The 11,110-nt window shown below is 59.1% G+C and carries 11 protein-coding genes; 3 read left to right on the forward strand and 8 right to left on the reverse strand.

Annotated elements, in window-relative coordinates; translation table 11 throughout:
- Positions 1-318, reverse strand: a 318-nt coding sequence (locus VGI36_10505; protein HEY2485572.1) for a hypothetical protein, incomplete at its 3' end; no start/stop codon positions are given.
- 619 nt (positions 319-937) lie between these two features.
- Between VGI36_10505 and VGI36_10510 the strand changes: the two genes are divergently transcribed.
- Complete coding sequence (locus tag VGI36_10510) at positions 938-2,662, forward strand: alkaline phosphatase family protein (GenBank protein ID HEY2485573.1); 1,725 nt, start codon at positions 938-940, stop codon at positions 2,660-2,662.
- Between the two features lie 199 nt (positions 2,663-2,861).
- Here the strand turns inward: VGI36_10510 and VGI36_10515 are convergent, their stop codons facing one another.
- The 7 genes from VGI36_10515 to fumC form a co-directional block, all read right to left on the reverse strand.
- Positions 2,862-3,080, reverse strand: coding sequence for a hypothetical protein (locus VGI36_10515; protein HEY2485574.1), 219 nt, complete (start codon positions 3,078-3,080; stop codon positions 2,862-2,864).
- Positions 3,081-3,099: 19 nt separating this feature from the next.
- Positions 3,100-3,789, reverse strand: a complete 690-nt coding sequence (gene phoU, locus VGI36_10520; protein ID HEY2485575.1) for a phosphate signaling complex protein PhoU — start codon at positions 3,787-3,789, stop codon at positions 3,100-3,102.
- Between the two features lie 45 nt (positions 3,790-3,834).
- On the reverse strand, positions 3,835-5,787 hold the full coding sequence (locus tag VGI36_10525; protein ID HEY2485576.1) for a cation-translocating P-type ATPase: 1,953 nt from the start codon (positions 5,785-5,787) through the stop codon (positions 3,835-3,837).
- Positions 5,788-5,800: 13 nt separating this feature from the next.
- Positions 5,801-6,079, reverse strand: coding sequence for a metal/formaldehyde-sensitive transcriptional repressor (locus VGI36_10530; protein ID HEY2485577.1), 279 nt, complete (start codon positions 6,077-6,079; stop codon positions 5,801-5,803).
- Positions 6,080-6,407: 328 nt separating this feature from the next.
- Positions 6,408-6,944, reverse strand: coding sequence for a hypothetical protein (locus VGI36_10535; protein HEY2485578.1), 537 nt, complete (start codon positions 6,942-6,944; stop codon positions 6,408-6,410).
- Between the two features lie 363 nt (positions 6,945-7,307).
- Entirely contained in the window at positions 7,308-8,378 is a 1,071-nt protein-coding gene (locus tag VGI36_10540) for a hypothetical protein (GenBank protein HEY2485579.1), read from the reverse strand.
- Positions 8,375-9,790 carry a class II fumarate hydratase gene (gene fumC / locus VGI36_10545; protein HEY2485580.1) on the reverse strand — a complete coding sequence of 472 codons (1,416 nt, stop codon included), beginning with the start codon at positions 9,788-9,790 and terminating at the stop codon, positions 8,375-8,377. Before fumC ends, VGI36_10540 begins: the two co-directional genes overlap by 4 nt.
- A gap of 130 nt (positions 9,791-9,920) precedes the next feature.
- On the opposite strand from fumC, the gene VGI36_10550 reads away from it, so the two are divergent.
- Positions 9,921-10,280, forward strand: a complete 360-nt coding sequence (locus tag VGI36_10550; protein ID HEY2485581.1) for a ferredoxin family protein — start codon at positions 9,921-9,923, stop codon at positions 10,278-10,280.
- A 455-nt stretch (positions 10,281-10,735) separates the two neighbouring features.
- Positions 10,736-11,110, forward strand: a 375-nt coding sequence (locus VGI36_10555) for a DUF1329 domain-containing protein (GenBank protein ID HEY2485582.1), incomplete at its 3' end; no start/stop codon positions are given.

The following is an 11,110-nucleotide window of genomic DNA, read 5'->3' on the forward strand; positions in this document are numbered from 1 at the left end:
ACCGACGATGGTAAAGTTATTTATGATATTTCCCTTGAAATCATACTCGACGACATTACTCATTGCCCCGCCTGAACCATCCGGCGCACCTCCGTTGCCATAGCCGATGAACACATTGGTGGCGCTAAATGTTACCGAGTCGGGAGCGCTCAAACCGCTTGGCGCAGTCGCGAAGGTAGTGACCGAGTAGGGCGGCGTCGCCACAACCTGGGTCAGACCGTTGGCCGGTATCAGGGCTACAACGATGCTGAACAGGATGGTCCCGTAAAATGCAGAGTAATTGTTCCTGAGCCAACTCGAGAATAGTGCTTTTACCATGTGATCGTTCCTCCCGCGGGGCCGATTCAACCCGTCGCTCGAGGAGGAGCACTATACATGTCCTCTATTTCCAGGATTGTGTTTCCTGCGTGAGAAAATAGTTAGATGTGCGTTAACGCGACAGATCGCTAGATGCGCGAATAGGCGTTTGACACCCACGGAACAATCTATGATGCAAACGGATTGTCAAGCATATCAATCAGATGGTTATTCATGTTTTCACCGACACGCGGCACTCACGATCGGCCAATGCCAACAAACTGCCAAGGCATTCCCGGTCAGAAAGAGCGCTTTGGACACCAGGCGCCGCCGCGATTCATCCTCACAATAGTCAACGGCTCGCGACCGTGTCGCTACATTATTATATAAGCACCATTCCGGTAGCGCTCAGGTTTCCGACTTCCTGTGATTCAGAATCGCATCTTGTTGACAAATTTGCTGGAGCCAACCGGCGCTAAAGTAAGTGTTCGCCCAGTAAGGAGGGTCAGCACGACTAATACTATTACCGTGCAAAAGGGGCAATTGGAGGCTCTTAAGGCGGGGTTAATCTCGTTCACATGAAACGGTCATATCTTGGTGCTATTTCCATCTTTCGGGCTATTAAAACAGGGAGGAACATATGGACAAGAACCTTAAGGATTGGGTAGCCATTGGCGGCCTTGCGTTGGCGTTGATCGCGCCAATGCCGAAGCAGGCACGGGCCGCCGCGCCCAGCATCTCCCACGTGTTGCTGCTCAGCGTCGACGGCATGCACGCGGTGGATTTCGCGAATTGCGCGACCGGTCTTAGCACGGTGAATGGCGGTACCCCCTATTGCCCCAACCTGGCGGCATTGCAGGGGGTCAACTATGTCGCCTCCTCCACCTCGAAACCCTCGGATTCATTTCCTGGACTGATGTCAATAGTCAGTGGAGGATCCCCGAAGTCGATGGGTGTCTACTACGACGTTGCGTTTGATCGGTCATTCTTTCCGCCGGCGCGGACTTCTGGCAATGGCAATCCCGGCGGGAGTTGTTCACCCGGTGGTACGCCGCCCGGCACCACTACCGAATACGACGAGGGTATCTCGATCAATAAGAACCTGCTCAACGGTGGCGCGCCCACCGGGGACGGCGGAGTGGCCTCGCTCCAACCGCTCTTCCTCGTCCGCGACGGGAATTGCAATCCGGTCTACCCGTGGAACTTTGTCCGCGTCAACACGATTTTCGGAGTTATTCACGCCGCCGGAGGCTATACCGCCTGGTCCGACAAACACCCTTCCTATTCGTCGGTGGGTGGCCCAACCGGGACTAACGTCGATACTAATGTCGACGACTACTACGCGCCCGAGATCAATTCCAATTCGTCAGACTACGTGTCCAGCGACATCAAGGTGGCTGGCTGCACTCCGCTTCCCGATCTGTTGGCGGTGAGGGCAGCGGACGACTATACCGGCAGCTTCCAGAACATCCAGTGCTACGATGGGCTGAAGGTACAGGCCATCCTCAACGAGATCGACGGCAAAAACCACAACGGCACTGCCACGACCAAAGTCCCGAACATTTTCGGTATGAACTTTCAGGCCGTCAGTATCGGCCAGAAGTTGATCTACCAGCACGGCGCGGTCGCGTCCGGTTACAGCGAGAAAGGCGGTTATCTCGACTCAATCGGAACGCCGAGTCCCTCACTGCTCAAAGAGATCCAATTTGTTGACAAGTCGATCGGCATGATGGTCTCCGAGCTAACGAAGCAGGGTCTGCTTGATTCGACCCTATTCATCGTAACCGCCAAACATGGGCAGTCACCGATAGATAGCAGCCGCTACAATGCGAACGGGTCGCCCAACGATCCAGCTACGATTCTGGCCAGCTTCCTGGCGCCCTCGGAGAATAGCGCGATTGGACCGACCGAGGACGATGTGGCGCTGCTTTGGCTTGCGGACTCGGCCAACACCGCGACGGCGGTGGCGGAACTGGAAAAAGCCTCGCCCGCTCTGCCGCTGGCGGATAACATTGCCGGCATCGGCATAATTTTCTCGGGGCCCACGCTGAGCCTCAATTACAACACTCCAGGTCTGCCACCTAACGGGGACCCGCGCACGCCGGACATCATTGTTACCCCCAATATCGGCGTGACCTACTCGAACAGCACGAAGAAGCTCGCCGAGCACGGCGGGTTCGGCCATGACGACACCAACGTTATCCTGCTGGTCTCGAACCCGGGGCTGTCCAGTGCGACGATTTCTGCCCCCGTTGCGACCGCTGGGGTCGCTCCCACGATCCTGCAAGCCCTTGGACTTGCTCCGAGTAGTCTGCAGGCGGTGACGCAGGAAGGCACCCAAGTTCTTCCGGGGCTTCCCTTCTAAGCTGGTTGGCTCGGCAAAATTGACTGCCCGAGTGAAGTGGACGCCGGTCAGGCGCCCACTTCATCTTTCGGCTTTGAAAGGCCCCGGAACTCCCTCCACTGACGCTGGTGAGCCCCGATAAGGGTCCACCGGTTTCACCCCGTGTGACTGGCAGACCCAGAACCTGACAGGACGAACGCTCGTACCGCAAACTTCCCGATCAACCGGAGGGGTGCTCGCGTTCCCACTCCTCGACGTCGTGGAAGACATGTCTTAGGAAGCCCACCGTCTTGGAAAGTTCGATTCCATGACTGGATTCGAGCACTCCGCTTCTCACCAACTCACTGGAAGCTTTCGCGAGGCGCTGGAAATCGAGTTCTCTCAGGCCCTCGCGCAGCAGCGCGATCGCCGTTCTAGCCTTGGCTTCTGTGTCTTTCATGGCGTTTGCGTTCCTGCGGCTAATCGGTCCGCGGCCGCCTCTCGTACCGGTCCATGTGAGATAGCTCCTTCCCCTCGACCATGAACATAACCATTTCTGCGATATTGGTCGCGTGCTCGGAGATCTCATTCAGGTCTTTCGACAATAGGGCCAATTTCGCGTCTCGGGCAATTCGCTCGGGGTCCTTTGCTAACGAGGTGATCAGGTTCGGAAACACATGGCTGTAAAGGTCGTCGAATTCTTTATCCTTTTCCCACACCGACTTTACGAGAGCAGCATCGCTTCGTGAAAAAGCCGCCATCGCATCACTGACCATCCCCGTGGCAAGCTTGCTGATCTGCAAGACCTGCGCGTCGGTTGAAACCGGATCGGGCGCGTCGCCATTAGCTACCGCCTCACAGATGTTGACGACGCGATCGCCGATGCGCTCCAGTTCAGTGGTAATCTTCATCGCGGCGGTTATGAAGCGGAGGTCACCGGCCACCGGCTGATGAAGGGCAAGGACCTGCAGGCATATCTCTTCCACTTCAATATCCATTCGGTTCACGTTGATGTCCCGCTCGGTAATTGTGCGTGCGTCGCTAACGTTGTGTTCCTTCAGGCACACGAGCGCTCGCTCGAGCTGCTCGATAACCAGTTCTCCCATCTCACTGACTTTAGTTCGTAGTTCGGCGAGTTCGAGATGAAACGTTTTGTGCTTGTGTTCCATATAAACTCCAAATTGCCAGCTTGAGTTCGTTTCCTTGCCCAGGGTTTATGCGGCTTTTGACACCGCCATCTCGCCTGATTCGCGGCCGCGGTCGAGGTGTTTGCTCATTACCTCTGGGTGAGGAAACAAGCGTGCGGAGTTCAGAATGAACATCATCTCAGAGGCAACGTGAATGAAGGCCGCCAAGCTCGGGTCAAGCAGCCCTGCGGCAGCGAGTGCCATTCCAGCCAGGTCAACTACTATAGTGCCGGCAAAGTTCTGCCAAATGATCCTTCGCGTCCACCGGGCAATTTCCACGGTGTCTGCGAATTTGCGCAAGTCATTTCCCAGCAGCACAATACCCGCGCTCTCTTGCGCGACATCGGTTCCCGAGCCCATCGCCACGCCCACGCTGGCCGCGGCCAGGGCGGGTGCGTCGTTGATTCCGTCGCCGACCATCGCGACCACGCGTCCCGACTGCTTGAGATGGCTGATTCGCGCCAGCTTGTCCTCGGGCAGCCGCTCGGCCGCAAAGTCCATTATTCCGAGCTGGGCGGCGACCTGCCTTGCTACCGGCTCGGCGTCGCCGGTGAGGAGCAGCGTCCTTAGCCCCATGCGGTCAAATTGCTTGATGGCGTGGCGCGCCTCGGGCCGAACGGTGTCGGCGATCGTAACCGTGCCAAGGAATTGGCCGTTGCGCGCGACCATCACCTCCGACGCGCCGCTGGTGCCCGATCCCGAATCTCCTGGAATCGGGATCTGATGTTCGCTCATTAGAAAGCGGTTTCCCGCGAGGATCGTCGTGGCACCGAATTTGGCAACGATTCCGAGCCCGGGGCTGGAGTCGAAACGCTCGGGCTCTTCGACCGCGATTCCTTTGGCCGCGGCGTAGGCAACGATCGCCTTACCCAGCGGATGCTCGGAGCGTAATTCCGCCGAGGCAGCCGCGGAAATCAGCTCATTCTCAGACGCGCCCCCGAATGGAAAAGCCGCCTGCACGACGGTGCGGCCGAAGGTCAAGGTCCCGGTTTTGTCCAGCACCACGCTATTAACCCGGCCGAGAATCTCTAGGTACAGTCCTCCCTTTATGATCGCACCCAGCCGCGCCGCGCGTCCGATTCCCCCCAGGATCGCCAGCGGCGTGCCGGCTGCGATCCCGCAGGCGCCTGCCACGATGATCACCGAGATGGTCGAACGAAGGTCGCGAGCAAACAAGAACGTCAGCGCCGCCGCGGCCAGAGCGAAATAGACCAGCAATCCGGCCAGACGATCGGCGATGCGCTGCACCGGCGCGCGCGAACGCTCGGCGGCTTCCACCGCCTCGATGATTTTTCCGAAGCTCGTGTCCCGGCCGATTCGATCGGTGCGAATTTCGAGCGCGCCCGACTGGTTGATGGTTCCTGCGAAGACCGCCGATCCCGGTATTTTTTCAACCGGCATCGACTCGCCCGTAATCCTCGATTGGTCCACGAAGGAACGGCCGCCGGTTACGGTCCCATCGACCGGAATCGCGCCGCCGGGGCTCACCAGCACCTGGTCTCCCGCGCAAAGCTCATCCGCGCCAACTTCGCAGATGTTTCCCGCGCGCCGCACCACGACCAAGCGCGGCAGAAAATCGAGGAGGTCACGAATCGCGCGCCGCCCGCGTGCGACGGTCAGATTTTCCAACACCTCCGCGGCGAGCACGAACAGCGTGATGATTAGTGCGGTGAAAAACTCGGAAATGGCGGCGGCCGCCAAAATCGCAATGCTCATGGAAAGCTCCATGGTCATGCGCCGGGCTGCGAGATTTTGTGCCGCTTCCCGAAAGATTGGCCATGCGCCGATGAGCACGGCCCCAATGCCGATGAGGCTCAGGTGCGGAAGCGGCCGGCCAACCGGAAATCGCATCAGCACGGCCACCGCCGCGACGGTCAGAAACCGCATGGCCTCGACCCACCCGAGGCCGAGCGTGGATTCATGCTCGCGAGGGCCTTGGGCGATCTGAGCGGTGCGGTCCCGCGCAGTCAAGGTTTCCATGGCCAAGTGAGCCTCACCTCAGGTAGGCCTGCACGACCTCTATCAACTCTTCGGCGCCCCGGGACCGGCTGGTGCTCCGCTCGCGTGCCGGATCTACGACGTGCTCGCGGATATGATCCTCGATGATCTCAGCCATCAGGCTGTTCATAGCGCCGCGCGCGGCGACCACCAGGTGCAACACGGCAGCGCATCCTTTCTCCTGTTCCAGCGCCCGCTCCACCGCCTCGACCTGTCCCCTCATCCGGCGCACTCGCGCCAGCAGTTTGGCTTTTTCCTTGATCGTATGGCTCATAATCCAATACCCTATTGGGTATGGTATCGATCGATCCGGACCGAGTCTACCCCGAGCCGCCGACCAACTAGTTCTTTGATTGCCGCGGCTGCTTGGAGAACCTGCTGGACGGGTTCGCCAGCCTGCTGGGGGAGGGTCAGAAAGCGAGACTCAAGTTAGTGAGCGGACCAGGACTGCGACGATTGTGAATGTCCGACATTCCGCGACTTCTGCCCATCACTCTGAGTCACCTCAACCGGCCCAAACCGCCCACGGAGGTTTGAAAAAGAAAGCGCCTCGAAGGATTCAAGGCGCTTTGCTTACGACTTCGGAAGACCAGAGCTTTTCGTTACCGCACGCCGAGCAGGCTACCCATCAGGGGCGCGAAGACTGAGCCATTCTGCCCATATGCGTAACCGCCGTAGGGAGCTATTGAAGCCATTCCCCCGCAGCCGTTTCCACCGCCCCGCATCTGACGCGCAACGTCATTAGCCGCCAGAGGATGTCCGGTCGCACGGTCGTGGCGGTACACATTCTGAAGGCGGCTGAGATTGCCGCACGGTCCGTTGCCCGATCCATAGGCTCCGGCCGCATATGGGGTGGTGTATGCCGGTACACCCGCGCCGTACGCCCGCGCGGCGGGAATCACCGCCTGCGGCGCGTATCCGTAAGCTCGCGGCGCGTATCCATAAGCTGGGGCAGCGGCATGAAAACGGTGCCATCCGCCAGACCAGTTCTGGTGTCGAGCCAGCCACGCCTGATGGGCGATTTGGTTGTGATGATTCCAGTCGCCGGCCGACGCGCTCATTGGTATCAACATGACTAGTGCAGCCGCAGCCGCCAGCGCGATTGGGAGAAGCTTCCTGAAAAACCTTAGCCAAGTCATCTTGGTTCACCTCCAACGGGTCGACTTTTCATAGAGCACGTGCGGTGCCAGTTCATAACAGCTCAAACCGCAAGCAAATGACACGTTAGTTGTGCGGTGCTGGGGTTTTATCAGTGCGGTTTTCGGGGAAATGGCATTCTGGACGGATGCGAAACGCCCGGACGCGTCACGATACTTAACAAACCGTAAGCTGGCCAGGTTTAGCCGCTGCTCTCAGCCGACAGGTCGGCTGCGGCCCAGGCGAAGATCAATGGACGAGCAAGGGAGCGCCGCTAGCGGGCTGCGTCTGCGAGTCCTCACTGCTTGACCCGATTGCATACCGCCACCTTTTTGGTCAGGACGCGAGGAGGCAAACTCCAATCGTCACCCGACGAGAAAGTGTTCGATCAGGATCAGGTTGGTCACCAAAAACGCTAGCGGCACCGACCAGCGCGAGATTCGCTGGATACGGATCCCAAGGTCGGTGGATCTCTCATGGCGATGCGACAGGTGGACCACCATCAGCTCCACGATTGCCGCGAACACGAACACGTAGCAGACAAGGAAGAACGCATCTATGTAGGTTAGGTAGGGCACTCGCGGCATGGTCGCGGAAATCGCAAACGCGAACGCGATCACGGTCAGGATAGTAGTGATCGCGATTTGCACCTGGTTGGAGAGGTCGCGCGCTTCGATCCAGAACACCGCCCACGACAGCACCACCATCAGCAACAGCGGCAGAAACACTTTCCACAGATAGAAGGCGTAGCGGCGTTCGACGGTGATCGTAAAACGCGCTTCCGGAATCCGCTTGCCGCGATACACTTCCGACGTGCCAATCGATAGTTCCACGGTCCGCAGGTTCCATTGCGCAAGCGAGCTGTATTGGGTGAACTCGCGCGTAGCCCACACCTCGCGGTTGTACGCTGTGAACTCCACCTGTCGCTGCTGCCGCAGGTACGGGTGCATGATGATCAAGAGCGATTGTGAGTCGAACGGAAAGCGCCGGAGCATAAATTTCGACGACAGCACCGCGTGAAAGCGTTCGACGTAGCTGACCGAGCCATCAGGGTCGACCTCTGCCGAGGTGTCGTAGCGTTCACGGGGAACGACGGCATTGACCATCTCAAAGGACGGGATCCAGATCTGGGCTCGATTGTACTGGCGATGCTGGTCGGTCGGTCGGGTCGGCGTAAACGCAAGCCGCGGGTCGATCCAACCCGCCATCAGGTAGCTATCGATCTCAAATTGCTCTTTCACCTCATCGATGGAGGCGATGTTGATGATGTGTAGGCTCACCGCGACTTTGACCGGTTTCCCGTCCTGCAAGGGTGGCGTCTGCAGGTCGCCGGCCGCGGGCGTGGCGGACCAGCCGTTTGGCGAGCCGCCAAGCAGCAAGAAGACGGCGGCGAGCAGTCCCCCAACCATGCCCGGGCGGGTCCAGACCGGCGTCATTCGTCGGGGCTGAGCATCTTCTCTGCCCGCACCAAGCGGTCGAATTCCTCGCCTTTGAGCAAGCCCAGCGCGATACAGGCCTCGCGCAGCGTGGAGCCGTCGGCGTGCGCTTTCTTGGCCACCTTGGCGGCATTGTCGTAGCCGATGTGGGGGCTCAGCGCGGTGACCAGCATCAGAGAGTCGCTGACATAGTGCGCCAGGCGCTCGCGGTTCGCCTCAATTCCCTCGACGCAATATTTGGTGAACGAGGTGCAGGAATCCGCGAGCAGCGTCACCGAGTGCAGGAAGTTGTGAATGATTATGGGCTTAAACACGTTGAGCTCGAAATTTCCCTGCGTGCCGGCCATCGCGATCGCCGCGTCGTTGCCCAGCACCTGGACGCACACCATCGTCATTGCCTCACTCTGGGTTGGGTTGACCTTGCCCGGCATGATTGAACTGCCCGGTTCATTCTCTGGCAGCGTGAGTTCGCCGAGCCCGCAGCGCGGACCCGAACCCATCCAGCGGATGTCGTTGGCTATCTTCATCAGCGAGCACGCGAGCGTGCGCAAGGTACCTGAGCCCATCACCAACGCATCATGTGCGGCGAGCGCCGCGAACTTGTTGGGCGCGCTGGTGAAAGGCAGCTTGGTGTATGCGGCGAGCTTGTCGGCCATTCGCTGTGCAAACTCGCGATGCGTATTCAGGCCGGTACCAACCGCAGTCCCACCGATTGCCAGCTCATAGATGTCCGGAAGCGCAGCCTCAATGCGGCGGATGTCGGCATCGAGCTGCGCCACGTAGCCGGAAAATTCCTGCCCCAGCGTGAGCGGGACAGCATCCATCAGGTGAGTACGCCCGATCTTGACGAGATCGGCGAACTCGCGCGCCTTGGCATCGAGTGAATCGCGCAGACGTTGAACCGCCGGGAGCAGGGTGTGCACCAGTTCTTCAGCAGCGGCAATATGCATCGCGGTGGGGAAGGTATCGTTGGAGGACTGCGACATGTTGACGTCGTCGTTGGGATGGATGGGCTTCTTGCTGCCGAGCACGCCGCCAGCCAGCTCGATCGCGCGGTTGGAAATTACCTCGTTGGCATTCATGTTGGTCTGGGTGCCGCTGCCCGTCTGCCAGATGCGCAGCGGAAAGTGATCGTCGAGTTTACCGGCGACAACCTCATCGGCGGCCTCGATCATGAGACGGGCTTTTTCGGCGGGCAGCTTGTGCAGATCGCGATTGACCTCCGCGGCGGCCTTCTTGAGCAGGCCAAAGGCACGCACCACCGAGCGCGGCATCCGGTCATTGCCGATGGCGAAGTGCAGCAGTGAGCGTTCCGTTTGTGCTCCCCAGTATCGGTCGGAGCGGACCTCGATCGCACCCATGGAATCCGTTTCGGTGCGGACGTCGGCTGGTGAAGTTTTCTCGCTAGCCATATTTCATACCTCCGCGCCAACTCTCCGCGGCGCAACGATCATTTCGCTGCGTGACGTCGGGCTTTCCTGCCGGCGCGCTATGCCGATATAGTTTATGGTGGATGGCCTGCTCAATAGGAGAGGATGACTGATGCCCTGGACGATTACCCGGCTTTGCCGCGATTGTATCGACACCGGATGCGTGAGTGTGTGCCCGGTCGATTGCATCTATGAATACACCGGCTCGGATACCGAGAAATTTCCCAACCAGCTCTACATCCATCCCGACGAATGCATCGATTGCGGCGCCTGCGAGCCGGAATGTCCATGGCAGGCGATTTTCGAAGAGCCCGGGGTGCCCGACCCGCTCAAGGACGATATCGATCTGAATCACGCGATGGTCGACATCATGGATCAGTTCAAGGTGAGAGCCTTCGAGCAGAAAGAGCATCCCACCCCAGAGCAAATCGCCGAGAACAAGAAGAAATGGGGTCTCGACCCTAACTCCTGAAACTGGCTGGCGTTTCGGTTACGAGCAGAAAAGCGGAGCGGTGCGCGGCCCTGCTTTTTTCTAAGCTCACCAACAGCTGTCAAAATTACGAGATTCGCACGCGAGGGCTCACTCCCGGACCGGCCTCGCCTCTTCTCGGTCTACGCCTGGACGAGCTTCTTTGACGACGGAGGGTGGGTGGGGGCGATTCGTCTCAGGAGCTAGCTGTCCGCGCAGAGCCTTAAGCCGCGGTGAGCCTATGTGGCAAAGTTCACGCCCGCTCGACATTACATAAGCTGAACTGCACGAATGAACCGCCGTCCATGAGCGATTCTGGAAGAAAATGTCAGAATTGTGTGGTTTTCCGGCTAATTTTGATTGTAGTCCCGGTTGCTTGGTTTTGCGCTCGCCCATACTCTAGGGGGATCACTACGGCGGTTTAGGACCGCCCATAGTCTCTTTGGAGGTTCGAAAGCATGCATAGCGAGAAGACAGGACCGTCGTGGTTTAAGACGGTCGCTGCCGCACTGGCGGTGTGCGCGCTCGGCGCCCTTGGCACCCCGAGTTTTGCGGCAGTCAAACCTGGCGAGTTCATTACCCCGGACAACGCCAGCAAGGTTCAGGACCTGGTTTCGCCGGGAGTCTACTACAAGGTGACTCACGGAATGACCATGAAGATCGTGCCGACCGAGCGGGTCGATTGGCCGCCACCGTATAAGGATGCGACCGAGAAGTACTCCGCGCAGGTCCGGCTCTCCCAGGACAAGCGCAGCGTCGTCGGCTATGTCGCCGGCCAGCCGTTCCCGCTGATCGACGCGAACGACCCGGACGTTGCCAATAAGGTTGTGTGG

The organism is Candidatus Binataceae bacterium, assembly GCA_036495685.1.
In the GTDB taxonomy this organism is placed as follows: domain Bacteria; phylum Desulfobacterota; class Binatia; order Binatales; family Binataceae; genus JAFAHS01.